19 protein-coding genes are annotated in these 25,014 nt (G+C 71.0%); 14 read left to right on the top strand and 5 right to left on the bottom strand.

Features of this window, described 5'->3' with window-relative positions; all coding sequences use genetic code 11:
• Positions 1-111 precede the first annotated feature (111 nt).
• The 10 genes from hemE to hemL all read left to right on the top strand — a co-directional run bounded on the left by hemE (position 112) and on the right by hemL (position 11,101).
• On the top strand, positions 112-1,245 hold the full coding sequence (hemE, locus tag AC1DBL_RS00725) for a uroporphyrinogen decarboxylase (RefSeq protein ID WP_476925282.1): 1,134 nt from the start codon (positions 112-114) through the stop codon (positions 1,243-1,245).
• Positions 1,246-1,250: 5 nt separating this feature from the next.
• On the top strand, positions 1,251-2,768 hold the full coding sequence (hemG, locus tag AC1DBL_RS00720) for a protoporphyrinogen oxidase (protein WP_476925281.1): 1,518 nt from the start codon (positions 1,251-1,253) through the stop codon (positions 2,766-2,768).
• A gap of 181 nt (positions 2,769-2,949) precedes the next feature.
• Positions 2,950-3,609 carry a hypothetical protein gene (locus AC1DBL_RS00715; protein ID WP_476925280.1) on the top strand — a complete coding sequence of 220 codons (660 nt, stop codon included), beginning with the start codon at positions 2,950-2,952 and terminating at the stop codon, positions 3,607-3,609.
• Between the two features lie 99 nt (positions 3,610-3,708).
• On the top strand, positions 3,709-4,422 hold the full coding sequence (gene hemQ / locus AC1DBL_RS00710; RefSeq protein WP_476925279.1) for a hydrogen peroxide-dependent heme synthase: 714 nt from the start codon (positions 3,709-3,711) through the stop codon (positions 4,420-4,422).
• Entirely contained in the window at positions 4,419-5,699 is a 1,281-nt protein-coding gene (locus AC1DBL_RS00705; RefSeq protein WP_476925278.1) for a ferrochelatase, read from the top strand. The genes hemQ and AC1DBL_RS00705 overlap by 4 nt, the downstream gene beginning before the upstream one ends.
• On the top strand, positions 5,696-6,694 hold the full coding sequence (gene hemC / locus AC1DBL_RS00700) for a hydroxymethylbilane synthase (RefSeq protein WP_476925277.1): 999 nt from the start codon (positions 5,696-5,698) through the stop codon (positions 6,692-6,694). The genes AC1DBL_RS00705 and hemC overlap by 4 nt, the downstream gene beginning before the upstream one ends.
• A gap of 20 nt (positions 6,695-6,714) precedes the next feature.
• Entirely contained in the window at positions 6,715-7,635 is a 921-nt protein-coding gene (locus AC1DBL_RS00695; RefSeq protein ID WP_476925276.1) for a uroporphyrinogen-III synthase, read from the top strand.
• Positions 7,632-8,615, top strand: coding sequence for a porphobilinogen synthase (gene hemB / locus AC1DBL_RS00690; protein WP_476925275.1), 984 nt, complete (start codon positions 7,632-7,634; stop codon positions 8,613-8,615). Before AC1DBL_RS00695 ends, hemB begins: the two co-directional genes overlap by 4 nt.
• Positions 8,612-9,733 carry an LLM class flavin-dependent oxidoreductase gene (locus AC1DBL_RS00685; RefSeq protein WP_476925274.1) on the top strand — a complete coding sequence of 374 codons (1,122 nt, stop codon included), beginning with the start codon at positions 8,612-8,614 and terminating at the stop codon, positions 9,731-9,733. The genes hemB and AC1DBL_RS00685 overlap by 4 nt, the downstream gene beginning before the upstream one ends.
• A 36-nt stretch (positions 9,734-9,769) precedes the next feature.
• Positions 9,770-11,101 carry a glutamate-1-semialdehyde 2,1-aminomutase gene (gene hemL, locus AC1DBL_RS00680; protein ID WP_476925273.1) on the top strand — a complete coding sequence of 444 codons (1,332 nt, stop codon included), beginning with the start codon at positions 9,770-9,772 and terminating at the stop codon, positions 11,099-11,101.
• 111 nt (positions 11,102-11,212) lie between these two features.
• Here hemL and AC1DBL_RS00675 read toward each other — a convergent pair whose 3' ends face one another.
• From AC1DBL_RS00675 to AC1DBL_RS00660, 4 genes are all read right to left on the bottom strand, one after another.
• Positions 11,213-12,055 (bottom strand): MetQ/NlpA family ABC transporter substrate-binding protein, encoded by an 843-nt coding sequence (locus AC1DBL_RS00675; protein ID WP_441417216.1) that lies wholly within the window; start codon positions 12,053-12,055, stop codon positions 11,213-11,215.
• A gap of 108 nt (positions 12,056-12,163) precedes the next feature.
• Entirely contained in the window at positions 12,164-12,835 is a 672-nt protein-coding gene (locus tag AC1DBL_RS00670) for a methionine ABC transporter permease (RefSeq protein WP_441417217.1), read from the bottom strand.
• Positions 12,835-13,860 (bottom strand): methionine ABC transporter ATP-binding protein, encoded by a 1,026-nt coding sequence (locus tag AC1DBL_RS00665; protein ID WP_441417218.1) that lies wholly within the window; start codon positions 13,858-13,860, stop codon positions 12,835-12,837. The genes AC1DBL_RS00670 and AC1DBL_RS00665 overlap by 1 nt, the downstream gene beginning before the upstream one ends.
• 285 nt (positions 13,861-14,145) lie before the next feature.
• Positions 14,146-14,856, bottom strand: coding sequence for an exonuclease domain-containing protein (locus tag AC1DBL_RS00660; protein WP_476908537.1), 711 nt, complete (start codon positions 14,854-14,856; stop codon positions 14,146-14,148).
• Positions 14,857-14,960: 104 nt separating this feature from the next.
• Between AC1DBL_RS00660 and AC1DBL_RS00655 the strand changes: the two genes are divergently transcribed.
• The 3 genes from AC1DBL_RS00655 to AC1DBL_RS00645 all read left to right on the top strand — a co-directional run bounded on the left by AC1DBL_RS00655 (position 14,961) and on the right by AC1DBL_RS00645 (position 22,248).
• Positions 14,961-15,377: an MGMT family protein gene (locus tag AC1DBL_RS00655; RefSeq protein WP_441417220.1), complete on the top strand. Its 417-nt coding sequence runs from the start codon at positions 14,961-14,963 to the stop codon at positions 15,375-15,377.
• A 62-nt stretch (positions 15,378-15,439) separates the two neighbouring features.
• Positions 15,440-18,688 carry an ATP-dependent helicase gene (locus AC1DBL_RS00650; protein WP_476925544.1) on the top strand — a complete coding sequence of 1,083 codons (3,249 nt, stop codon included), beginning with the start codon at positions 15,440-15,442 and terminating at the stop codon, positions 18,686-18,688.
• A gap of 104 nt (positions 18,689-18,792) precedes the next feature.
• Positions 18,793-22,248 carry an ATP-dependent helicase gene (locus AC1DBL_RS00645; RefSeq protein WP_476925543.1) on the top strand — a complete coding sequence of 1,152 codons (3,456 nt, stop codon included), beginning with the start codon at positions 18,793-18,795 and terminating at the stop codon, positions 22,246-22,248.
• Positions 22,249-22,254: 6 nt separating this feature from the next.
• On the opposite strand, the gene AC1DBL_RS00640 is transcribed toward AC1DBL_RS00645, so the two are convergent.
• Complete coding sequence (locus tag AC1DBL_RS00640; RefSeq protein WP_476925272.1) at positions 22,255-23,583, bottom strand: macrolide 2'-phosphotransferase; 1,329 nt, start codon at positions 23,581-23,583, stop codon at positions 22,255-22,257.
• A 383-nt stretch (positions 23,584-23,966) separates the two neighbouring features.
• On the opposite strand from AC1DBL_RS00640, the gene nudC reads away from it, so the two are divergent.
• Entirely contained in the window at positions 23,967-24,914 is a 948-nt protein-coding gene (nudC, locus tag AC1DBL_RS00635; RefSeq protein ID WP_476892298.1) for an NAD(+) diphosphatase, read from the top strand.
• The last annotated feature ends 100 nt before the right edge of the window (positions 24,915-25,014 follow it).

Raw genomic sequence — 25,014 nt, 5'->3', positions numbered from 1 at the left:
GCGTGGGACTGCCCACCCGGGGTTGTGATTCCCGCCACGGCGGCGCCCGCAGCGGCTGCCGTGACAGGTTGTCGTTATCTTTTGGAGCCGATTTTCGGCACAATCAAAGGCATGACTCTTAGCGCTGCGGCCACGAACGGCACTGCAATCGACGGCACGGCAAACTCCGGCACGGCACACAACAGTCTCGACGCCGGCCACCCCCTGATGGACGGCCGTACCGCCGACTCGCCGCTGATCACCGCCTACCGCGGCGGCAAGCCCTCCCGGCGCCCCGTCTGGTTCATGCGCCAGGCCGGCCGGTCGCTGCCCGAGTACCTCAAGGTACGCGAAGGCGTGGCCATGCTGGATTCCTGCCTGCGCCCCGATCTCGCCTCCGAGATCACCCTCCAGCCCGTGCGCCGGCACGACGTCGACGCGGCGATCTTCTTCTCCGACATCGTCATCCCGCTCAAGCTGGCCGGCGTCGGCGTCGACATCGTCCCCGGCGTCGGCCCGGTGCTGGACAAGCCCGTGCGCACCGCCGCGGACGTTGCCGCGCTGCCCCAGCTGAGCTGGGAGGCCCTGGAGCCGATCCGCGAGGCCGTGCGGCTCACCGTGGCCGAACTCGGCAGCACCCCGCTGATCGGTTTCGCCGGCGCCCCCTTCACCCTGGCGGCGTACATGGTGGAGGGCAAGCCGTCCCGCGACCACCTCGGCCCGCGCACCATGATGCACGCGGATCCGGAGACCTGGACGGCGCTGGCCAACTGGGCGGCCGACGCCTCCGGGATGTTCCTGCGCGCGCAGCTGGAGGCCGGCGCCTCCGCCGGGCAGCTCTTCGACTCCTGGGCCGGCTCCCTGGGCCTGGCCGACTACACGCGGTTCGTGGCTCCGGCGTCCGCCCGCGCCCTGGATCACGTCCGGCACCTCGGAGCACCCCTGATCCACTTCGGCACCGGCACCTCGGAGCTGCTGGTGGCAATGCGCGACGTCGGCGTGGACGTCGTCGGCGTCGACTACCGGCTGCCGCTGGACGAGGCCAACCGCCGGCTCGGCGGGACCGTGCCGCTGCAGGGAAACATCGACCCGGCACTGCTCTCCGCACCATGGGAAATCCTCGAGGCCCATGTCCGCGACGTCATCAAAGCCGGCGCCTCGGCCCCGGGCCACGTCCTGAACCTGGGCCACGGCGTGCCTCCGGAGACGGACGCGGCGGTGCTGACCCGCGTGGTCGAACTGATCCACTCGATCGCCCCGGAGTAACCACGATGGCCACCGACGCCGCCACTGACACCAACCCCGGCTCCAACACCAGTGCTGCTCCCGCGCCGACGGCCGTGGTGGTGGGCGGCGGCATCTCCGGCCTGCTCGCCGCGCGGGAGCTGGCGCGGGCTGGCGTCCGGACCACGGTGCTGGAAGCATCGGGCGACTGGGGCGGCTGCGTGGGCAGCCATGTGGTGGCCGGCCTGACCCTGGACAGCGGCGCCGAATCCTTCGCCACCCGGTCCGCCGCGGTGGCCGGCCTGGCCGAAGAGCTCGGCCTCGGCGCGCAGATCGTTCCGCCCAACCCCGGCGGCGCCTGGGTCCAACTGCCGGAGGGGCCGCGGGAATTGCCGAAGACCGGGGTGCTGGGCATTCCCGCCAACCCCTGGGACCCCGAAGTCCGGCGTTCCCTTGGCCTGCTCGGATCCCTGCGCGCCTCGCTCGACGCACTGCTGCCGGCTTCCATGGGGACCGCTGCCGAGGCCACAAGCGTGGCGGCCCTGGTCCGCGCCCGGATGGGCCGACGCGTGCTGGAGCGGCTGGTGGCGCCGGTGGTCGGCGGCGTGCACTCGGCCGACCCGGCCCTGCTTGACGTGGACATGGTGGCGCCCGGATTGCGCGCCGGAATCCGCACGCATGGCTCCCTCGCCGCCGCCGTGGCCGCGCAGCGCCGGGGGGCTGGACCCCGGCCGGGCGCGCCGGGGTCCAGCGCTCCCGCGCCCGGTGCCCAGCAGCCTGGGCTGCAGAAGGCGGGCTCCGCCGTGGCCGGCCTCCGCGGCGGGATGCACACCCTCGTCACTGCCCTCCTCACCGAGCTGCGCGGGCTGGACGTGGACCTGCTCAGCGGCACCCGGGTAGGCGCGGTGCAGCGCATCCCGGGCGGCTGGCGGGCCACCGCGGGCCAGGCCACCTTCGACGCCGGGCGGCTAATCGTGGCGGTTGAGGGCCCGGCGGCGGTCTCGCTGCTCGCCGGCACGCTGCCGGCATTGGCGGCCCTCCGTCCGGACGCGGGACCCGATGTGCGGCTCGTGACGCTGGTGCTGGACAGTCCCGCCCTCGACGCCGCACCGCGCGGCACCGGAGTGCTCGTGGCCCCGCAGAGCCCCGGCATCCGCGCGAAGGCCCTCACCCACGCGACCGCCAAGTGGGCCTGGCTGGCCGAACGGACGGCGCCCGGCCGGCACGTCCTCCGGCTCTCCTACGGTCGCGGCGCGAACGTGCCGGACGCCGCGGCGGCCCCGGAGCCCCGGAGCGACGAGGAGTTGTTCGACGCCGCGCTGCAGGACGCCGCCGCGCTCCTCGCCGTCCCGCTGGCCCGGACCGACGTCGTCGGCTGGGACGTGGTGCGATGGTCCGGCGCGCTGCCCTTCGCCGCGCTGGGCCACAAGCGGCGGGTCGAGCAGGTTCGGCAGCTTTGCGCGGCGGAAGGTGGCCTCGCCGTCGTCGGGGGCTGGCTGTCCGGAAACGGCCTCGCCGCCATTGTCGCCGACACCCCCAAACAGGTGGCCGCCCTGCTTCCCTGAAGCCTGCCCCGGGGCCGGATGGGGGGCCACGGCACGGTGCCCGATAGCCGGAAAGTAGGCGTTTGGGCAAATTTTCCACGCCGGCGTTCTCCGGCTAGGGTCGATGACCATGGTTATGCACAGGTCCGAAGTTCCAGAAACGCCGGCCGGTCACCATGGGGGACTCCGACGCGGCACGGCCGTGGCAGCACTCGGAGCGGTACTGGCTCTCACCGCAGGGGTTCCTGCCACCCAGGCCGCCACCCCGACGCCCAGCCCGGACGGCCCGTCAGCCTCGATTTCCGTCGGCATCGACGACCTGATCGGCGGCCTGGTGGAATCCCCGACGCCGTCGCCCTCGCCGACCTCCGACTCCGGCAGCCCGGACCCCACCGAAAGCACGGCCCCGCCGACGTCGACCGCACCGGATCCGACCGAGACGCCGGAGCAGCGGGCTTCCCGGCAGGCCTCCGAGCGGGCCACGGCGCCGGGAACCTCGGTTCCGCCACCGGTGCCCGCAGCCCCGCAGCCGGCAGCCGGCCAGCCCTCCGGAACCCAGCAGGCCCCGGCCCCGGTCCAGGCGCCCGCGAAGGACACTCCCGCCGGTGCCGCTCCCGGTGTTGCGGCTGGTACTCCGGCGGCAACCGGTACACCGGCGGCAACGCCGAGCGGCCCGCCCAGGTCCGCCACCACGATGTCCGCCGCCAAGCAGGCTCCCACCGCCGCGCCCCGGTCCGGCGACAAGATGCAGGCTGCCTCCTCCGTTGAACCGTCCCCCTCCGCCCTGGTCGGCTGGGGGATCTGCCTGCTCGCGGTGTCGCTGGGAGCAGGCGTCGTGGCCCTACGGATGCGCAAGATCTGAGGGACGTCCGAACCACCCGGCTGTGAAATTGAGCACTTCTACGCGTTGTAGAAGTGCTCTATTTCGACTTAGCTCGGGGGAGGGGGCAGACTGGTATCCATGAGCCACACTTCTGCCGAATCTGTCACTAAAACCGGAACAGCAGCCGAGGAATCGACCGAGCAGTTCTTCACGCTCTGGACGGTTTTCAAGCGCTCCGCCGATGTCCTGCGCAGCGGCGACGCGGCCGAGGACTTCGACGCACTCATCGAACGGCTGGCCGAGAACGGCGTCGTCCACCGCGGCAGCTACGACGTGTCCGCGATGCGGGCCGACGCCGACATCATGATCTGGCTGCACGGCCCCCGGGCCGAAGCGCTGCAGCGCGCCGTGCGCGACATCCGGCGTAGCAAGCTCTTCACGGGGACAGAGATCGCCTGGTCCGCGATGGGCGTGCACCGCGAGGCCGAGTTCGCCAAGAACCACACGCCCGCCTTCTCCCGCGGCGTGGAACCGGCCGAATGGCTCTGCGTCTACCCCTTCGTGCGCTCCTACGAGTGGTACCTGCTCCCGGACGCCGAGCGCGGCGCGATGCTGCGGGACCACGGCCTGCTGGGCCGGGACTTCCCGCAGGTCATCTCCAACACCGTTTCCTCCTTCGCCCTGGGCGACTGGGAGTGGATCCTGGGCCTCGAAGCCCCGGAGCTGGTGGACCTCGTGGACCTGATGCGCCACCTGCGCTCCACCGAAGCCCGCCACCATGTTCGCGAAGAAGTCCCGTTCTACACCGGCCGCCGCGTCAGCGCCGTCGAGATTGCCGAGGTCCTCGCATGAGCCCGCTCGATCCGCAGGATCCCACGGCCACCGCCGTGAATCCCGTCACCGAGGCCGGCCGGATGGCCCCCAAGGACTACGACGCCGTGCTGCTGGCCTCCTTCGGCGGTCCCGAAGGCCAGGAAGACGTCATCCCGTTCCTGCGCAACGTGACCCGCGGCCGCGGCATCCCGGACGAACGGCTCGAAGAGGTCTCGCACCACTACCGCGCCAACGGCGGCATCAGCCCGATCAACCAGCAGAACCGCGAGCTCAAGGCCGCCATGGAGAAGGAGCTCGCCACCCGGGGCATCGGCCTGCCGGTCTTCTGGGGCAACCGCAACTGGGATCCCTACATCCCGCAGACCCTGCAGGAGATCTACGACGCCGGGCACCGCAAGGTCCTGATGATCACCACCAGCGCCTACTCCTGCTACTCCAGCTGCCGGCAGTACCGCGAAGACATCGGCATGGCGCTCACCGAGACCGGGCTGGACGGCAAGCTCGAGGTGGACAAGGTGCGCCAGTACTTCGACCACCCGGGCTTCGTGGAGCCTTTCGTCGAGGGCACCGCCGCCGGCCTCGCCGACGTCCGCGCCCAGCTGGCCGCGGCCGGCACCCCTGACGCGCCGGTGCACATCCTCTTCGCGACCCATTCGATTCCGACCCGCGACGCCGAAGCCGCCGGCCGCTCCGAGGGCGAGCCGCGCCACTTCGAACAGGACTCCGCCTATGTGGCCCAGCACCTGGCCACCGGCACCGAGGTCATCCGCCGGGTCGAAGCCGAAACCGGCCTGACCGCCCCCTGGTCCCTCGTGTACCAGTCCCGGTCCGGGGCCCCGCACGTGCCGTGGCTCGAACCCGACATCAACGACGCCATCGAGGAGCTCGCCGGCCAGGGCGTCAAGGGCGTCGTGATCGTGCCGCTGGGCTTCGTCAGCGACCACATGGAAGTCGTCTGGGACCTCGACACCGAGGCTTTGGAAACCTGCGGCAAGCTGGGCCTCACGGCCACCCGCGTTCCCACGCCCGGGACGCACCGCAAATTCGTTGCCGGGATCGTGGACCTGATCAGCGAGCGGACGGCGGCAAACAACATCGCCGACCGGCCGCACCTGACCAAGCTCGGCCCCTGGTACGACGTCTGCCGCCCCGGCTGCTGCGCCAACTTCCGCGGCGAAAAGCCCACCATCGCGGGCGCGGACACCACCGTCGGGACAGGGCATGATCCCTACCCGGCAGGAGCATCCGCGGCTGCGAATGAGGCGGTCCCGGCAGCAGGCCAGGCCACGCCGTGACCGTACGGATCGGCACCCGGGCCAGCAAACTTGCCCTCACCCAGACCCAGCAGACTGCGGACCAGCTGGCCGCCGTCGGAGGGTTTCCGGTGGAACTCGTCCACATCCGCACCGACGGCGACGTCCTGACCGGCCCGCTGTCCCAGATGGGCGGCACCGGCGTGTTCGTGGCGGCGCTGCGCGACGCCCTGCTGCGGGACGCGTGCGACGTCGCGGTCCATTCGCTCAAGGACCTGCCCACCGGCGCTGCCCTGGGCCTGACCCTCGCGGCGACGCCCAAGCGCGTGGACGTCCGGGACGTGCTCTGCGCCCGGGACGGGCTCACGCTGGCCCAGCTGCCGGCCGGCGCCACCGTCGGCACCGGCTCCCCGCGCCGGGCCGCCCAGTTGCGCGCCGCACGGCCGGACCTGGACATCCGGGACATCCGCGGCAACGTGGACACCCGCCTGGGCCGCGTGCCGGGCCTGCCGGGCAACAACACAGGCGCCGTCGTCGAAGGCAAGTCCGGCGACCTTGACGCCGTCGTGCTCGCCGCTGCCGGCCTGCACCGGATCGGCCGGCTGGACGCGGTCAGCGAATACCTGGAAACCGAGGTGATGCTCCCGGCCGCCGGCCAGGGTTCGCTCGCGATCGAATGCCGCAGCTCCGACGCGCCGCGCAAGGCCGGGTCCACCGAGGGCTCCCAGGGCGTGCTCGCCCAGGCCCTCGCAGCCCTGGACGACCCGGACACCCGGCTGGCCGTCACCGCCGAACGCGCGCTGCTGGCCCGGCTGGAGGCCGGCTGCGCCGCGCCGGTGGGCGCCTACGCCTACCGCAAGGGCAGCATGCTGCACCTCGAGGCAGTTGTCTGTGCCGTGGACGGCACCGCGACGGTCCGGGACAAGAAGGCCACCGACGGGCTGACCGAGGTCGGCGCCACCCTGCTGGGAATCGAACTGGCCGAGGCGCTGCTGGCGGCCGGTGCTGCCGACATCGCCGACCTGGCCGCTTCCTGAGCGGGACGGATTCTCACCTGATGGGACGCCGCAGCGCCAGCCGCCGGCCGGACGGGGGCGCCGGGCCCCGGGTGCTCGAGGGCGCCCGGGTCCTGGTCACCCGCAACCCGGACCGTGCCGGTGCCTTGGTCTCCGCGCTCCGCGAGACCGGCTCCGAGCCGCTGCTGCTGCCTCTCATCGACTTCGAGCGCGCCGCCGACCAGCACTCGCTGGACGTGGCCTTCGACGCGCTCGGCGCCGGCGCCTACTCATGGCTGGTGGTCAGCAGCGTGACCACGGTCCAGGTCCTGGAAGCCAAGGCGGCCGAACGCGGTGCGGCCCTCAGCGCGTGGCTTCCGGGCAGCCTGCAGGTGGCCGCCGTCGGCCCGGCCACCCGCCGCATGCTTGAAGGCCTGGACATCGCAGTGGACCTCGCGCCCGCCGGCCAGCAGTCCGGCGCGGGATTGCTCGACATCTGGCCCCGCGGCCACGGCAACGTCCTGCTGCCGCAGGCCGACATCGCCGACCCGCGGCTCCGCCGGGGGCTGGAGGCCCGCGGCGCCTCGGTCCAGGCCGTCACCGCCTACCAGACCGTCGATTTCCCCGCGGACCCGCGACGCAGCCTGGCCGCCGCCCCCGACCCGCAGGGGCACGACGCCGCAGTCCTGACCGTGGCCGACGCGAAAGCCGCGATCGACGCCGGAACGCTGCACGCCGTCGTCGCGGCCTCACCGAGCGCCGCCCGCCGCGTCCACACCGGGCTGTCGCCGCTGGGCGGCTGCCGGCTCGTCGCGATCGGACGCTCGACGGCGGCCGAGGCCCTGGCCCTCGGACTCCCGGTCGCCGCCGTTGCCGAGGAGCCCACCGCCTCCGGACTCGTCGCCGCCGTTATCCGGGCCCTGGATCCGGCGACCCCCACTCCCCATCCCGACCCCGAGCAGACTGTGAAGGACCAGACATGAGCTTCCCGACCCACCGCCCCCGCCGGCTCCGCACCACCCCCGCGATGCGGCGGCTGACGGCCGAACACCGCCTCTCGGCTGCCGAACTCATCCTCCCGGCCTTCATGCGCGAGGGCCTCTCCGAGCCGAATCCGATCGCCTCGATGCCCGGCGTGCAGCAGCACACGACCGACTCGCTCAAGCGCGCCGCCGCCGAGGCCGTGCAGCTGGGCGTGGGCGGCATCATGCTCTTCGGCATTCCGGCCGAACGGGACGCCCGCGGCACCGCCTCGCTGGACCCCGAGGGCGTGCTGAACAAGGCCATCCGGGATGTGAAGGCCGAGGTCGGCGACGAACTGGTCATCATGAGCGACGTCTGCCTCGACGAATTCACCGACCACGGCCACTGCGGCGTCCTGGACGCGCACGGCTACGTCGACAACGACGCGACCCTGGAGATTTACGGGCAGATGGCCGTGGCTCAGGCCGAGGCCGGCGCGCACGTGCTCGGCCCCTCAGGCATGATGGACGGCCAGATCGCCGTGATCCGGCAGGCCTTGGAGGAGGCGGGACACGCCAACACCGCCGTCGTGGCCTACGCCGCCAAGTACGCCTCCGCCTTCTACGGCCCGTTCCGCGAAGCCGTCGACTCGCAGCTCACCGGGGACCGGCGCACTTACCAGATGGACGCCGCCAACCGCCGCGAAGCGATCCTCGAAGTGGAACTGGACCTCGAGGAGGGCGCCGACATGGTGATGGTGAAACCAGCCATGAGCTACCTCGACATCCTGGCCGACGTCGCCGCGATGAGCCCGGTGCCCGTGGCCGCCTACCAGATCTCCGGCGAATACTCGATGATCGAGGCCGCCGCCGCGAACGGCTGGATCGACCGCCGCGCCGCGATCACTGAATCCGTGCTCGGCATCAAACGGGCCGGGGCCAACATGGTCCTGACCTACTGGGCCAGCGAACTCGCCGGCTGGCTGAAGGAGACGCGATGAGCCCCGCGGAAGCGCCGGACCCGGCATCGGGAGCCAACCCGACCGCGCCGGTCGGCCCGGACAAGATCCTGCTCGGCCTGAACACCTTCGGCGACGTCGGGGTGTTCCCGGACGGGCACCCGGTCCCGCACGCCCAGGTGCTGCGGCAACTGCTGGAACAGGCCGAACTCGCGGACCAGGTGGGCCTGCACGCCTTCGGGGTGGGGGAGCACCACCGCCGCGACTTCGCCGTCTCCGCGCCCGAGGTCTTTCTCGCCGCCGCCGCGGCCCGGACCAAGAAGATCCGGCTCGGCTCCGCCGTCACCGTTCTCAGCTCCGATGACCCGATCCGGGTATTCCAGCGTTTCGCCACCGTGGACGCAATCTCCAACGGCCGGGCCGAGGTCATGCTGGGCCGCGGTTCCTTCGTGGAGTCCTTCCCGCTGTTCGGACTGGACCTGGCCGACTATGAGGTCCTGTTCGAGGAGAAGCTTGAGCTCTTCGACAAGGTCCGGGCCCAGAAACCGATCAAATGGGAGGGCCGGACGCGCCGGGCCATCAACGGGCTCAGCGTCTACCCGCCGCTCGAACACCACCTGCTGCCGACCTGGATCGGCGTCGGCGGCACCCCGGAATCGGTGCTGCGCTGCGCCGAATACGGCTACCCGATCATCTTCGCCATCATCGGCGGCCAGCCACGGTCCTTCGGTCCGCTGGCCGGGCTCTACCGCGAGGCCATGGCCAAATACGGCCACCCGATGCAGCAGGTGGCCACGCATTCGCCCGGCCACGTGGCGGCCACGGATGAGGACGCGCGCGAGGAGTTCTTCCCGCACTGGCTGGGCCAGCGCAACCAGCTCGGCGCCGAACGCGGCTGGGGTCCGGGCAGCCGCGACGAATTCGACCACCTGTGCAGCCCCGAGGGTGCGCTCTACGTCGGCTCGCCGGACACGGTGGCCGCGAAGATCGCCCTGCTCAAGCGGAACCTGGGCGTGGACCGCTTCGACCTCAAATACAGCAACGGCACGCTCCCGCATACCGCCATGATGCGCTCCATCGAGCTGTTCGGCACCGAAGTGGCGCCGCGCGTGGCCGCCCAGCTGGGCGGCGGGGTGCCTGCCGGTGACCGGGCCCTGTGAGAGCGACCTGTGAGAACCACTGAGAGAATAGGAACCATGACTTCCAGCCACCCTCGCAACGAGGAACTCTTCGACCGCGCCCGCCGCCTGATGCCGGGCGGCGTCAACTCGCCGGTCCGGGCCTTCGGCTCGGTGGGCGGCACACCCCGCTTTATGGTCTCCGCCACGGGCCCCTACCTCACCGACGCCGACGGCGCCGAGTACGTGGACCTCGTCTGCTCCTGGGGGCCGGCGCTGCTGGGCCACGCCCACCCGGCCGTCCTCGCGGCCGTGCACGCCGCCGTCGACCGCGGACTGTCCTTCGGCACCTCGACCCCGGACGAGGCCAACCTCGCCGCAATCGTCCAGGAGCGCGTCCCGGCGGCGGAGCGCGTCCGGATGGTCTCCACCGGCACCGAGGCGACCATGACCGCGATCCGGCTGGCCCGCGGCTACACCGGCCGGAACCTCGTGATCAAGTTCGCCGGCTGCTACCACGGCCACCTCGACGGCCTCCTCGCCGCCGCCGGTTCCGGGCTCGCGACACTCGCGCTGCCCGGCTCGGCAGGCGTCACCGCCGCCACGGCCGCCGAAACCCTCGTGCTGCCCTACAACGACCTCGCCGCGGTCGAAGCCGCCTTCGCCAAACACGGCGACAGCATCGCGGCCGTCATCACCGAGGCCGCGCCGGCCAACATGGGCGTGGTCACCCCGGGCGAGGGCTTCAACGCCGGCCTGGCCCGGATCACCCGCGAACACGGCGCCCTGCTGATCCTCGACGAGGTCCTCACCGGGTTCCGCACCGGCTACTCCGGCTACTGGGGACTCACCGGCGGGGCGGCCGACGCCGCCGAGCCCTGGGCCCCGGACCTGCTGACCTTCGGCAAGGTCATCGGCGGGGGCATGCCGACGGCGGCCCTCGGCGGCCGCGCCGAGGTCATGGACTACCTCGCCCCGGTGGGCCCGGTCTACCAGGCCGGGACCCTCTCGGGGAACCCGGTGGCGATGGCTGCCGGCGTCGCCACTCTCACCCACGCGACCCCCGAGGTCTACTCGTTCGTCGACGCCCGCTCGCTGGAACTCTCCGGCGCCCTGTCTTCGGCGCTGGACGCGGCAGGGGTGGACCACTCCATCCAGCGCGCCGGGAACCTGTTCTCGGTGGCCTTCGGCACCTCGGCCCGCGGCGTCCACAACTACGACGACGCGCAGGGCCAGGAGGTCTTCCGCTACGCGCCGTTCTTCCACTCGATGCTGGACTCCGGGGTGTACCTGCCGCCGTCGGTGTTCGAGGCCTGGTTCCTCTCCGCCGCGCACGACGACGCCGCGATGAACCGGATCTTCGAGGCCCTGCCGGCTGCCGCCCGGGCCGCCGCGGCGGCGCGAGCCTAGGAGCAGGGCGCAGGCCCAGCGAGCCGGCGGCGGCCGTCGCCGTCGTCGCCCTTTAAACACTTTCGGCACCCGCCGCAGCGGGTGCCGAAAGTTGTTAACGCTGGTCCGGGCCTAGAAGGCCGGGGTCACGTCGCCGTTGGGCCATTCCTTCTCGATGAAGGCCTTGACCTCGGGGGAGTGCAGCAGCTCATCAAGCTTCTTGATGCGCACGTCGTCCTTGGAGTCCTCACGCCAGGCCAGGAAGTTGGCGTAGGGGTTGTTGTCCACGGATTCCACCGCGAGGGCGTTCTTGGTGCTCAGCCCGGCCTTGAGGATGAAGTTGCCGTTGATCAGGGCCAGATCCACCGAGGGGTCCTTGAGGTCGTTGATCAGCAGTTCCGGCTGGTTCTCGGAGAACTTCAGCTTCTTGGGGTTCTGTTCGTCGCTGAGCGTCAGTACCGAGGTGTCGTCCTTGATGTCCTTGACCAGACCGGCGACCTGGAGGACCTTGAGGGCCCGGACCTGGTTGGACGGGTCGTTCGTGATGGCGACCTTGGCTCCGTCCTGGATGTCCTTGATGTCCTTGACCTTTTCCGAGAACGCGGCGTAGGGCTCGATGTGCACGCCGGCGCCGTGGCCGAACTTGTAGCCCTTGGTCTTGACCTGGTCCTCGAACCAGGGCAGGTGCTGGTAGAAGTTGGCGTCCAGGGAGCCGTCGCTCAGCGCGGTGTTCGGCGTCTGGTAGTCCTCGATCTCCTTGATCTCCAGTTTGAGGCCGGCCTTGGGGGCGAGCTCCTGGTTGATGAATTCGAGGATCTTGGCGTGCGGGACCGGGCTGGCGCCGACCTTGAGGGTGGCGGGCTTCGCCGGATCCAGGGTCGTGACCTGGGCGCTGGGGGTGGAAGAACCACCGCAAGCCGTCAGCGCCAGGGCAGTGACAATGCCGGTGGCCAAGAGGGTGAGTGACTTACGCATCGGATGCGTTCCTTTCGAAATAGGCGGAAAACACGACGGCGGTGCCGTGGTCCGCGCAGATGCAGAGGGCGGCTACCCGCTGCAAGGCTGGGGTGGTTGTTTGTCGGGTCAGCGGTGGTCGAGGCCGCGGGAAATCCGCTCGCCCACGAGTTGGATGACCTGGACGAGGACGACGATCAGGACGATGGTGACGATCATGACCGTGACGTCGAAGCGCTGGAAGCCGTAGTTGTAGGCCAGCTTGCCGAGGCCGCCGCCGCCGACGAGGCCGGCCATCGCGGAGTAGCCCACGAGGGTCACCACCGTGGTGGTGGCGGCCGCGACGAGGGCTGGCAGGGATTCGCGCAGCATCACCTTGCTGATGACCTGCATGTTGGTGGACCCCATCACCTGGGCGGCGTCGATCTTGCCGTGGTGCACATCGCGCAGGCAGGATTCGACGAGCCGGGCGAAGAAGGGGATGGTACCGATGGACAGCGACACCGACGCTGCAATCGGGCCGAGGCTCGTCCCGGTCAGGGCGCGGGCCAGCGGGATGAGCGCCACCATCAGGATGGCGAACGGGATGGACCGGGTGATGTTGACGATCACGTCGCTGAGGATCCGGTTGGTGACGGGCATCGGGCGCAGTCCGCCGGGGGCCGTGACGTGCAGGAAGACGCCCAGCGGCAGGCCGATCAGCACGGTGAAGAAGGCCGAGATGCCGACCATCTGCAGGGTCTCCACGATTGCCTCGGGGAGGGCCCTGGCGAGTACGGGGTTGCTGAAAATGTCGTTCATTAGTTGGCTCCTTCTTCCGCCGGAGCAGCATCGGCGGCGACGCGCTTGGCGCTGATGCCCCGCTCGTGCAGGTAGTGGAGGACGGCGTCGAAATCGGCGTTTTCGGCGAGCTGAACCCGGAGGTGCCCGAACTGCTGGCCGCCGAGGGTCTCGACGCTGCCGGCGAGGACGTTAAGGTCCATGTCGAAGTGCCGGGCGACGCCGGTCAGGACGGGTTCTTTGGCGCTCTCGCCGGAGAAGAGGATCTCCAGGACCGGCCCGCGCTGCAGCGCGCCGTGCAGGGGCTCCGACGGCGGCAGCGGAAGCAGGGCCCGGGCCAGCTTGCTGTCCAGCTCGCCGGCCACGTCCTGCAGGGCGCCGTGTTCGATGATGCGGCCCCGGGAGAGCAGGGACACCGAGTCGCAGACCCGCTTCACGACGTTCATCTCGTGCGTGATGATCAGGACGGTCAGCTGCAGCCGCCGGGTCAGGTCCTGGATCAGGTCCAGGATTTCCTCAGTGGTGGCAGGGTCCAGGGCCGAGGTGGGCTCGTCGCAGAGCAGCACTTCGGGGTCCGAAGCGAGGGCCCGCGCGATCCCTACGCGCTGGCGCTGGCCGCCGGAGAGCTGGGACGGGTAGGCGTTCTCGAAGCCTTCGAGCCCCACGAGCTTGAGGAGCTCGGCAACCCGGGTCCGGATCTTGTCCTTGGGGGTCTTGACGAGTTCCAGCGGGTGCGCCACGTTGCCGGCCGCGGTCCGGGAGTCCATCAGATTCGCGTGCTGGAAAACCATGCCGATGCGCCGCCGCGCAGCACGGATCTCCGAATCCCGCACGGAGCTCAGCTCGGTGCCGTCGATGCTGACGGACCCGGCGGTGGGGCGGTCCAGCAGGGTCAGGCAGCGCACCAGCGTCGACTTGCCGGCGCCGGAGTGTCCGATGATGCCGTGGATCGAGCCCTTCGGCACGGAGAGCGTGACGCCGTCGAGCGCCACCACTTCCTTTTTGCCCTGCCGGTAGACCTTGCGAAGGTCGGTAACTGTGATCATTTATCCCTTGGCGGTTGGGGTCTGGGCGCGACATAACACACGCCCTGTTCTGAACTAAATTATGTCAGCGGCGCCAAAGGCCATCCACTTGCGCATTTAGTTCGTCACAAAGTGCCATCGGGTGCAGATAATTTCGTGCTGAAGGTCGCTGGGCGCGGGAGGAAACCGGCAGCCGTCCCGCGGCCAAATCCCTGAGGGCGCCAGGAGCCGCCGGCAGGGGCAACCGCCGCTGTGATCTCAGTCCCAGTAGCTTGCCGGTCCCGTGCCGGTGGCCCGCGCTCAGGGCTAGAAGTCGCCCCGGCTGGCATCTTCCGGCGGCAGAACCGGCCAGTCGCCCTCAATCACGGCCGCGGGCTTGGTCTTGCGCAGGTAGCTCTGGAAATCCGCGGCCTGGGCCGACGCCCACTCGACCTGGAGCTGGTGCAGGTGGCTGGCCGGCATCCGGAGCTTGGGAAACTTCCCGGCCATGGCATCCAGCATCCGCAGCGTGGCCAGCGCATCGGCCGCGGAGGTGTGCGCATTGTCGAGGCTGACGCCGTACTCCTCGCACAGCGCGGTCAGGGTGCGCTTGCCCTTGCGGTACCGGTCCACCTGCTTGTTCATGATGAACGGGTCCAGCACGGGAAAGCGGCTCAGCTGGGGCACGCCGTAGCGGGCCGACTCGGCGGCGAGCACGGTGAAGTCATAGCTGGCGTTGAAAGCAATGACCGGTACGCCGGTGTCGAACAGCTCCTGCAGCACGGCCGACAGCTCCCGGGTCACCTCGGCCGCAGGCCGGCCGTCACGGCGGGCCTGCTCGGTGGTGACGCCGTGGATGTCGCTCGCCTCGGTGGGGATCTCCACCCCGGGATCGGCCAGCCACTCGTGCTCCTTGATGACCGAGCCGTCGGCGTCCACCACGGTCACCGATGCCGTCACGATCCTCGCAGCGCGGGAATTCCGCCCGGTGGTTTCCAGGTCGAAGGCTGCGCGGGGGAGGGTGTGCCAGGTGCTCATGCTTCAACGCTACCTGTTGCCGCTGACAGTTTTTTGCACCGCCGTGCAGTGCCTTGCGGTGCCGTGCCGAGACCGGCGGCAGCCGGCACCGGTAACCTTGGTCCATGCGGACGGAGTATGTGGAGGCGGTACTGGAGCTCGCAGCGATGGTTCCGGCGGGCACCGCCGTCGCCTACGGGGACGTCGCCGAACTCCTGGGCGCGGGCGGCCCCCGCCAGGTCGGCTCCGTAATGAGCCACCACGGCAGCGCCGTTCCCTGGTGGCGGATCCTCAAAGCCAACGGAGACGCCCCGCCCGGCCACGAGCGGGAGGCCCTGGCCTTCTACCTCGCCGAAGGGACACCGCTGCTGGGCAGCTACCTGGAATACGAGCGCACCGGCGAGGGCCGCTGGCGGGTCGACCTGATGGCGGCCCGGTGGGCGCCGTCCGAGCCGGACTTCGAGCAGATCGACGCCATCGCCGAACGCCTCGAACGGGAGCTGCATAAATTGTCTGTCCCCAATGATGAAATGTCTGTGTGAGTAGCCCCAGCCGGACCGCCCCCAACAAAGCCGCCCCCAACAAGACCGTCCCCAAAAAAGCCGTGCCCGGCCAGACGGGCCTCCGGCTGCTGCCGCCCCGGACGCAGCACAGCGCCGTCCCGGTACTGTCCCCGGACCAGCGGGACGCCGTCGACGTCGCGCACGGCTCCGGACCCGTCCTGGTGCCCGGCGCGCCGGGCACCGGCAAGTCCACGGTCCTGGTCGAGGCCGCCGTCCGCAGGGCCCAGCGCGACGGCCTGGACCCGGAACGGATGCTGATCCTGGCCCCCGGCCGGCTGGCCGCCGATGCGCTGCGCGACCGGTTCACCGCGCGCCTGGACCGCAGCCTGAGCACGACGCCGGCCCGCACCTGGGCGTCGTACGCCTTCGACCTGATCCGGCGTGCCAAGGCGGAGGGCATCCTGCCGCTGCCGCGTGCGCCGAAGCTCCTCTCCGGGCCCGAACAGGACCTGATCATCAAGGAACTCCTCGAAGGCCATGCCCAGCCCGGGCTGGAACTGCCCTGGCCCGAGGACCTGGCCGCCGCCCTGCAGACCCGCGGCTTCCGGCAGGAAGTGCGCCAGCTCTTTGACCGGATCATCGAATCCGGGCGCACCGCGCAGGACCTGGCGGCCCTCGCGCAGCGCTGCGGCCGGCCGGACTGGACCGCCGCGGCCGCCCTCTATGCCGAGTACCGCGACGTCCTTGACCTGCGGATGCCCGAATCCTTTGACCCGGCCGGGATCATCACGGCGGCACGCCAGATTTTCCAGGACGCCCCGGAATTCCTGGCCGCGGAGCGGGACCGGCTCCAGCTGATCCTCGTGGACGATATCCAGGAGGCGAACCCGGCCGTGTTCGAACTGCTCGCGGACATCGCCGCAGGCAAGGACACGCTCGTCACCTCTTCCCCGGACACCGTGGTGCAGGGATTCCGCGGGGCGCGGCCGGACCTGGTGGCCGAGCTGCCCCGGCTGCTCGCCCCGGCCGGCGGCACCGTCCTGGAGCGGCCGCTCTGGACCGCACACCGCCATACCCCGGCCGTCGCGCAGGCCTGGCAGGGCGTCGCCGAACGGATCTCGCTGCGCTCCGGCGGGACTGTGGCGCGCCGGCTGGAACACCCGAAGCCCAGCGGACAGGGCGACGGCGTCGTTGAGGCGCACCTGCTGCCGTCCCCGGTCCACGAACTGCGCTATGTGGCGCAGCGGATCCTGGAAGCCCAGCTGAATGACGGCCGGGAGCTGGGAGACATCGCGGTGATCGTGCGCAACGGCGGCCAGCTCAGCCAGCTGCAGCGCCACCTGGCCGGCCAAGGCATCCCGGTCCGGATCCCGGTGGCCGAGTCCGCGGTCCGGGACGAGGTGGCCGTGCGGCCGCTGCTGGACGCCTACGCGGTGGCGCTGGACCCTGACGTCCTTACCCCGGAAGCCGCCGTCTCGCTGCTCACCTCAAGGATCGGCGGGGCAACGTCGATCGAGCTGCGCCGGCTCCGCCAGTCACTGCGGCGTGAGGAACTCCTGGGCGGCGGCGGCCGCACCAGCGACGCGCTGCTCGTGGAAGCACTCCTGGACCCCGGCGCCCTTGCCACGCTCGGCATCGAGGGGCATTCCGCCCGCCGCGTTGCCCGGATGATCCGCGCCGGCCGGGACGCCGCCGAGGCACCGGGCGGCAACGCCGAGACCGTGCTCTGGGCGCTCTGGCATTCCACCGGACTGGCCGGCCGCTGGACCGAGGCAGCCCTGGCCGGCGGGGCGGCGGGCGCCCGCGCGGACCGCGACCTGGACGCCATGATGGCCCTGTTCCACACCGCCGAGCGGTACGTGGACCAGCTCCCGGGCTCAGGTCCGGAGCAGTTCCTTGAGTACCTGCTCAGCCAGGAACTGCCTATGGACACGCTGGCGGCCCGGGCACAGCTCGAGGACGCGGTGGAACTCATGACCCCGGCCAGCGCCGCGGGACGTGAATGGCCGGTCGTCATTGTGCCCGGCCTCCAGGAAGGCGTGTGGCCCAACACCCGGCTCCGCGGTGAACTGCTCGGCAGCACACTTTTCGCCGACGCCGTCGAACACGGTGTCGAGTACGCCCTGCAGCTCGATCCGCTGAGCCGTCTCCGCGAGATCCGCTATGACGAGCTGCGGAGCTTCTCCACCGCCGTTTCACGGGCCCGCGAAGTGCTGATCTGCACGGCGGTTTCCTCCGAGGACGAACAGCCCTCATCCTTCCTGGACTACGTTTCGCCCCTGCACCCGGACCAGGACCGGCGCGGCTTCACGCCCGTTGAGCGGCCGCTGACCCTGCGCGCGCTCGTCGCGGAACTGCGCCAGTACGCCCAGCTCGACGGCGCCCCCGCCGAGGCGGCCGAAGCCACCGCCGTGCTGGGCGCCCTCGCAGCCGCGCAGCCGGCGGTGCCCGGCGCCCACCCGGACAGCTGGTGGGGGCTGGCTCCGCTGTCGTCGACGGACCCCGTGGTGCCGCCCGGCAGTACCGTCTTCGTTTCGCCCTCCAAGGTCGAGACCGTGCAGAAGTCGCCCCTCGACTGGTTCGTCCAGGCAGCCGGCGGAGAGGCCGCAACGGATTTCGCCCGCAGCCTCGGAACCCTGGTCCATGCCATTGCCCAGGACCTCCCGGACGCCTCGGGCGGCGAGTACGTGGCCGAGCTGGTGAAACGCTGGCCCGCGCTCGGGATGAAGGACAACTGGGAGGGCAAGCTCGACTTCCAGCGGGCCGAAACCATGGTCCGCAAGCTCGCCCAGTACGTGCTGGTCATGCGGAGCGAGGGCCGGAGCCTGCTCGGCGTCGAGCAGGACTTCGAGGTGAAGCTTCCCGATCTGGAGCCCGCAGCCGTTGCCGGCGGTGAAGAGTCCTGGCCCGCGCGGCCCGCCGTGCTCCGCGGCCAGGTCGACAGGCTGGAGATCGACGCCGAAGGGCGGCTGGTCATCGTGGACCTCAAGACCGGCAAGCGCCAGCCCGGCAAGGCCGAGCTGGAACGCCATCCCCAGTTGGGCGCCTACCAGGCGGCGGTCCTGGCCGGCGGGTTTACCGGCCCGGACGACGGTCCGGCGCCGCGACCCGGCGGCGCGGTGCTGGCCCAGCTCGGCACCAGCACCAAAAGCCCCGGGGTGCAGAGCCAGCCGGCGCTGGATCCGGCAGCGAACTGGGCCCTGGAGATGGTTGGCGAGGCCGCCCGCGTCATGTCCGGCAGCACGTTTGAAGCCCGCCACGACCCCGCCAAGGGCGGGCACGGCGGCCACGGCTGCAGGCTTCCCGAAGTCTGCCCGCTGTGCGCACGCGGAAAGCAGGTCACCGAATGAGTATCGAGGCGACGACGGCGGCCGGGCCGGAGACCGCCGCGCCGGCGGACACACGGCCGAAGCCCCTGCCCGAACCGCGGTTCAGCCCGGAAGAGCTGTCCGTGATGCTGGGGGAGAAGAACAGCCCCACCGCCGAACAGTCACGGATCATCTCCTCGCCGCTGGCGCCCCGGCTTGTCATCGCCGGGGCCGGCTCAGGCAAGACCGCCACCATGGCGGACCGTGTGGTGTGGCTCGTCGCAAACGGCTGGGTCAGGCCGGAGGAAGTACTCGGTGTGACGTTCACCCGAAAGGCTGCCGGCGAGCTCGCCACCCGGATCCGGGCCAAGCTGGCCGCCCTGGCGCGGATCGCCGCGGCCGATCCGGAGCACAAGGTGTTTCCGGCCGGGCTGCTGAGCACCGACGCGCTGGAACCCAAGGTCTCCACCTACCACTCTTACGCGAGCGGCATCGTCTCGGATTACGGGCTCCGGCTCGGCGTCGAACGGGACGTTGTGCTCCTCGGCGGTGCCCAGTCTTTCCAGCTCGCGAGCGAGGTGGTGGAAGCCTTCGACGGCGACTACCAGCATTTCCGTTCCGCCAAGTCCACCCTGGTCAAGGCGGTCATCCAGCTTGCCGGGGAATGCGCGGAGCACCTGCAGGACCCCGCGCAAGTCCGGGGCTGGCTGCTGGACCGGGTGGCCGAGTTCGAGGCGCTGCCGTATGTCGCCACGGCCAAGAAGAATCCCAGCCAGGCCGCGGGGGACCTCAGCGCTTTGCTCCGGACGCGCGCCAGCGTTGCGGACATGGTGGGCCGCTATGCGGAGGCCAAACGGGCCCGCGGCGCACTGGACTTCGGTGACCTTGTGGCCCTCGCGGCCCGGGTGGCCAACGAGATCCCGGTGGCCGCGCAAACGGAACGCCAGCGCTACAAGGTGGTGCTGCTGGACGAATTCCAGGACACCTCCCACGCCCAGCTTGTCCTCTTCTCCCGCCTGTTCGGTGACGGGCACGCCGTCACCGCGGTGGGAGACCCGAACCAGTCCATCTACGGCTTCCGCGGCGCGTCCGCGGGCCAGCTCTTCCACTTCGTCCGCGAATTCCCCGTCCGGGTTGACGACGGCGGAAGTGCGCATGATTCCGGCGACGCCGGCGGCGGCCCGCCACAGTTCGCCGTCGCGCCGACGTCGTACCTCACCACCGCGTGGCGCAACGGCCGGAATATTCTCGAGGCCGCCAACGTCATTTCGGCCCCGCTCAGCAAGGCGGCGGCCCATGCCGGCGCCGCCGGTGCCCGGGACAGCGCCGACACCGTGGAGGTCCCGCCGCTGCAGCCCAGCCCCGCCGCGGTCCAGGGCCGCGTGCTGATGGGCCGCTTCGGCACGGACGAGGACGAAGCGGCGGCCATCGCCGCCGACGTACTGAAATTCCGGCGGACCGACTTCGGCGCCGGCAAGGCGGAGGAGCCCGAGCCGCCGGCGATGGCCGTACTGTGCCGCCGCCGGGCCCAGATGGAGTGCATCCGCCGCGAATTCGAGCTGCGCGGCATCCCCTACGAAATCGTGGGCCTCGGCGGGCTGCTGGACACCCCCGAAATCGTCGACCTGGTGGCGACCCTGCGGGTGCTGGCCGATCCGGGCCGCTCCGACTCGCTGATGCGGCTGCTGGCCGGCGCGCGCTGGCGGATCGGGCCTGCGGACCTGATGGCGTTCCGCGACTGGTCGAGCTTCCTGGCGCGGCGCCGCGGACGCCCCGGCAGCGACACCGACACCGATACCGACGTCGACGGCGACACCGCCGAAACCGTCATCGAGGGCGACCTCACCGACGCCGCGAGCCTGGTCGAGGCGCTGGACTGGCTGCCCCGTCCCGACTGGACGTCCGCCCACGGCCGCCGGCTGAGCCCGGACGCGCTGGAGCGGCTGCAGCGGCTCTCCGCCGAGCTCCGTCAACTGCGCAGCTTCATGGGCGATGACCTCAGCACCCTGCTGGGCGAAGTGGAACGTGCCATGCTCCTGGACATCGAAGTTGCGGCCCGGCCCGGCATCAGCATCCATCAGGCGCGGCGCAACCTGGACGCCTTCCAGGATGCTGCCGCCGGGTTCCTGCACACCTCGCAGCGGGTCGACGTGCTCGCCTTCCTGGCGTGGCTGGAAGCGGCCGCCGCCGAGGAGAACGGCCTCGACGCCGCCGCGCCGGACGTCAACCACGAGGCCGTCCAGCTGCTGACTGTCCACGCCTCCAAGGGGCTGGAATGGGACGTCGTGTTCGTTCCCGGCCTCAACGCCGGGGCGTTCCCGTCCAGCCGGGATTCGCGCTGGAGCAGCGGGTCCGCCGCGCTGCCGTGGCCGCTCCGCGGGGACCGCGCCGACCTGCCGCAGTGGGACCTGGATCAGCCGGACCAGAAAGGCTGGCTCGACGCCGAGAAGGAGTTCAAGTCCGCGGTCCAGGCCCACGGCGAAGCCGAGGAACGGCGCCTGGCCTATGTTGCCTACACCCGCGCCAAGCATGTGCTCTGGGTCTCCAGCGCAGCCTGGGTGGGCTCCCGGGCGGGCCTGGCCGAGATGTCCCCGTTCCTGGCCGAACTCGAAGGGCTCAGTGGGGCCGGCGCGGCCGAGATCCATCCGCATTCCGTCGCCGAGGAGGCCCTGCCGGAGGAAAGCCCGCTGACCTCCGAGCTGGAGCTGGCCCTGTGGCCCTACGATCCCCTGGAAGGACCAGTCCACCCGCACACCGGAGCCCGGTTGCGGCTCGTACCGGGCCGCCGGGCCGCCATGGAGACCGCCGCGGCGCGGGTCCTGGAGCAATTGGAACAGCCCGGCGCCGGCTCGCTGCCGGCTCCCGCCGGGCCGGGAACGGCGCCCGCAGCTTCGGCGGCCGGGGCTCGCAGACTGCGCGGGCCGGCGGCCGGGTGGGCGCAGGAAGCGGCCACCCTGTTGGACCGGCGTTCCCGGCGGTCAGCCGTCCAGGAGGTGCACCTGCCGGGCCATATTTCCGCCTCCACCCTGGTGGACCTGGACGAGGATGCGGCCTCCGTGGTGGCCCGGCTGCGGCGGCCCGTCCCGCGCGAACCCGGGATGTCGGCCCGCAAGGGAACGGCCTTCCACGCCTGGGTCGAAGAATACTTCGGCACCTCCGGGATGCTGGACCTCGGCGAGGCCGCCGGCTCGGACGACCACATTGACGAGGCCTACGGCCTGGACGCCATGGTGGAGACCTTCCGCCAGTCGGAGTGGGCCCACCGGGCGCCCGCACACGTCGAGGTGCCGGTCGAAACCCGGATCGGCGACGTCGTGGTCCGCGGGCGCATCGACGCAGTCTTCCGCGACGCCGACGGCGGCTGGGACCTCGTCGACTGGAAGACCGGACGCCGGCCCCCGGCCGGCCAGCTCAAGACCAAGTCCGTGCAGCTCGCCGTCTACCGCCTGGCGTGGTCCCGGCTCAAGGGCGTCCCGCTTGAGGACGTCCGGGCAGCGTTCTACTACGTGGCAGACAACCAGGTGGTCCGCCCGCACGATCTCGGCTCCGCGGAACGGCTGGAGGAAATCGTCGCGGCGGCCCTCGGAAGGAAATCGGGCTAGCTGGCCTTAGCGACGCTCGCTCGCCGGTACCACGGTGAGCGTCGTGGTGGAGGTGTCGTCCGCAGCGGACGGCTTTGGCGGGGCCGGAACGTCGGCAACGGGCTTCCCGTCCCCCGGATCGCCCTCGGCGGCTGCCGGGCTGTCGACGGGCGTACTCTCTTCCGGATCGCCGTCAGCGGCGGTGGCACCGGCGTCGCGAGCGCTGTCCTCCGGATCGCCGTCAGTGGCGGCCTGCGTCCCGGCGTCGTCCTGCGCCGCGCCCGGAAGCTCGTCGCGGGGGATCGGCGTGACGTGGACAGCGGTCGCCATATCGCTGACGTGCTGCGGATCCTGTCCGGGCGTTGAGCCGGGGGCATCCGGGCTGATCGGCTGCACGGTCACGGCCGGCTGCGGCAGCGGCTCGACGCTGATCGGCTGGCCGCCATGTTCCGCGACGTCCTCGGCCAGCACCGCGAGCATCGACTCGGCCTCGCGGATCATGTCCTGGTCGGCCGCCGCAAGGCCCTTGACCAGGTATTGCGCCAAGGCGAACTCGGCGGACAACGCGGCGCGGCGCAGCAGATGGGCGTCGGGGGCGTCCCGGCGGCTGGACGTGTAGTGCGCAAGGACGGCGTCCACAAAGCCCTGGTCGTTGGACGCGACCAGCCACGCCATGTCGTCGGCCGGGTCGCCGATCCGCAGGTCGGTCCAGCCGGTCACGGCGGTGACCCGGTCGCCGTCGACCAGGAGGTTGTCCTCGTGCAGGTCGCCGTGCACCACGCTGGGGTTGAAACGCCAGAGCGACACGTCCTCCAGCGCGTGCTCCCAGCGGCGCAGCAGCAGGGGCGGGATCATTCCCGTGGTGGCGGCCTGATCCAGCTCGTTGAGCCGCCGCTGGCGGAACTCGTTCGGCGTGTAACTGGGCAGGTCGGCGTTGCTGACCAGAGAGTGCGGGAGGTCGTGGATGGCCGCGAGAGCGGCGCCGAGTTCCCGGGTCAGCGCGGCGGAGCCGGTGCTGAGCTCCTCCACCGAGCGCGTGGTGCCGGATAGGTGGGAGTAGACGAAGGTGCTGAGCGTGCCTTGCCGGACGGTGCCGGCCACGGTCGGCATCAGGAAGGGGAGCTCGGCGCGGATGCCGGGAGTGAACGCGCGCAGCACCAGGAACTCTGTTTCGAGCCGCGCACTGGCCTCGGCATGGCGTGGCGAGCGGACACGCCAGCGTTTGCCTTCGGAGTCCAGGAGAAGGGCGGAATCGAAGTCTGCCGGATCGTCGGGCGCGGAGCTCACGGCGGTCGGGGTCAGGCCGGGGACAGCCGCAGTCGCTACAGCTGCCAGTTCGATTGGTTTTCTTCTCACGCTTCCACGGTAGATTGAGCCGGCCCTAAGACGGCGCTGCATCACGGCGAGTCTGAAAGATCGGCCCGAAATAGCGCCTAACGGCGGCTGCTTGGGCAACCGCTCCCGCAATCGGCCGGGAGGCGGGCCCCGGAGGGCCGGCGAAAATGTCAATTGTCGGCGGGGGTCGGTACGGTGGGTACATGAGTCTTGCGGAGTCACCGGAGTCCGGTAATGCAGAAATCGATGGGCAAATTACCGGGCAAATTACCGGACAGGTTGATCCTGGATCGGTGCCCGCTGCCGGGGCCGCACCGGCGGGGGGAGCTGCGGTGGCCCGGGCCGCGGGCGACAGCCCCCCGGCCAACCAGCTGCGGGACACCGTTCTTCCGGTCCGGCCCGCGATGATTGACCGCGGCTCCGCGGCCAGGCTGAAGCCGGGCATGCTGGAGGAGCTGCTGCGTTCCGGTGGCGTGCAGGCGATGGTCCTGTCCCGGCGCCAGGCGCTGGTCAGCGGCGAGGGGCTCGTCTTCCTGGACGCGGCCGGCCTCGCCGGGCGGCTCAAGGGAACCGCGTACGCCCCGGAACAGGTGATTTACCTCGGCACCGCACTGCCCGGAGCGCGTGCGGCCGAGGGAACGCAGTACGTGCTGTTCGTCCTTCCGGAACAGTTCGAGGTCCGTGCCGAGCCGTTCGAGCCGCACGTCGAGGGCATCCCGGCGGGTGCGCAGTGGGCCGGCTTCCGCGAGGTGGCCGCCCAGCTGGACCCCACCGATACCGCCCTGTTCATTGAGGCCAGCGCCATTGCCAACTGGCACGCCACCCATACGCACTGCCCGCGGTGCGGCGCCGCCACGGTCCCGGAGGCCGGCGGCTGGGTCCGGCGCTGCCCCTCGGACAATTCCGAGCATTACCCGCGCACCGATCCGGCCATCATCGTCACGGTCGTCGGTCCGGACGACCGGCTGCTGCTGGGCGGCGGCGGCCCGCTCGACTCCCGGAACTACTCGACCCTGGCCGGGTTCGTCGAGCCCGGTGAGTCCCTCGAGCAGGCAGTGGTCCGGGAAATTGGCGAAGAGGTGGGGGTGCGGGTCACCGCATCGCAGTACCTCGGTTCCCAGTCCTGGCCCTTTCCGGCTTCGCTCATGCTCGGCTTCACCGCGACGACGGCGGACACGGAGGCCACGCCCGACGGCGTCGAGGTCACCCGGGCGCGCTGGTTCAGCCGCGCCGAGCTGCAGGAAGCGGTGCTGAGCGGCGAAATCATCATTTCCAGCCGGCTCTCGATCGCGCGGGCCCTGATTGAACACTGGTACGGGGGCGTCATCCAGGATCGCCCGGACAGTGCCTGACGTCCTCGTGACACCGTCCGGAGGCACCCCCGTGCGGCGGGTTCCACACGCCGCGGCATCCACCGCACACACTCCAACGACTGAGCAGCAGAAGTGAACA

The organism is Arthrobacter sp. 10T44 (assembly GCF_056393885.1).
This window is presented reverse-complemented; position numbering and strand designations above follow the sequence as displayed.

What these genes read in the sequence shown, in the direction of transcription:
- hemE (WP_476925282.1), top strand. Translation starts at nt 112, where the DNA reads ATGACTCTTAGCGCTGCGGCCACGAACGGCACTGCAATCGACGGCACG.
- hemG (WP_476925281.1), top strand. Translation starts at nt 1,251, where the DNA reads ATGGCCACCGACGCCGCCACTGACACCAACCCCGGCTCCAACACCAGT.
- hemQ (WP_476925279.1), top strand. Translation starts at nt 3,709, where the DNA reads ATGAGCCACACTTCTGCCGAATCTGTCACTAAAACCGGAACAGCAGCC.
- AC1DBL_RS00705 (WP_476925278.1), top strand. Translation starts at nt 4,419, where the DNA reads ATGAGCCCGCTCGATCCGCAGGATCCCACGGCCACCGCCGTGAATCCC.
- AC1DBL_RS00695 (WP_476925276.1), top strand. Translation starts at nt 6,715, where the DNA reads ATGGGACGCCGCAGCGCCAGCCGCCGGCCGGACGGGGGCGCCGGGCCC.
- hemB (WP_476925275.1), top strand. Translation starts at nt 7,632, where the DNA reads ATGAGCTTCCCGACCCACCGCCCCCGCCGGCTCCGCACCACCCCCGCG.
- AC1DBL_RS00685 (WP_476925274.1), top strand. Translation starts at nt 8,612, where the DNA reads ATGAGCCCCGCGGAAGCGCCGGACCCGGCATCGGGAGCCAACCCGACC.
- hemL (WP_476925273.1), top strand. Translation starts at nt 9,770, where the DNA reads ATGACTTCCAGCCACCCTCGCAACGAGGAACTCTTCGACCGCGCCCGC.
- AC1DBL_RS00675 (WP_441417216.1), bottom strand. Translation starts at nt 12,055, where the DNA reads ATGCGTAAGTCACTCACCCTCTTGGCCACCGGCATTGTCACTGCCCTG.
- AC1DBL_RS00670 (WP_441417217.1), bottom strand. Translation starts at nt 12,835, where the DNA reads ATGAACGACATTTTCAGCAACCCCGTACTCGCCAGGGCCCTCCCCGAG.
- AC1DBL_RS00665 (WP_441417218.1), bottom strand. Translation starts at nt 13,860, where the DNA reads ATGATCACAGTTACCGACCTTCGCAAGGTCTACCGGCAGGGCAAAAAG.
- AC1DBL_RS00660 (WP_476908537.1), bottom strand. Translation starts at nt 14,856, where the DNA reads ATGAGCACCTGGCACACCCTCCCCCGCGCAGCCTTCGACCTGGAAACC.
- AC1DBL_RS00655 (WP_441417220.1), top strand. Translation starts at nt 14,961, where the DNA reads ATGCGGACGGAGTATGTGGAGGCGGTACTGGAGCTCGCAGCGATGGTT.
- AC1DBL_RS00645 (WP_476925543.1), top strand. Translation starts at nt 18,793, where the DNA reads ATGCTGGGGGAGAAGAACAGCCCCACCGCCGAACAGTCACGGATCATC.
- nudC (WP_476892298.1), top strand. Translation starts at nt 23,967, where the DNA reads ATGATTGACCGCGGCTCCGCGGCCAGGCTGAAGCCGGGCATGCTGGAG.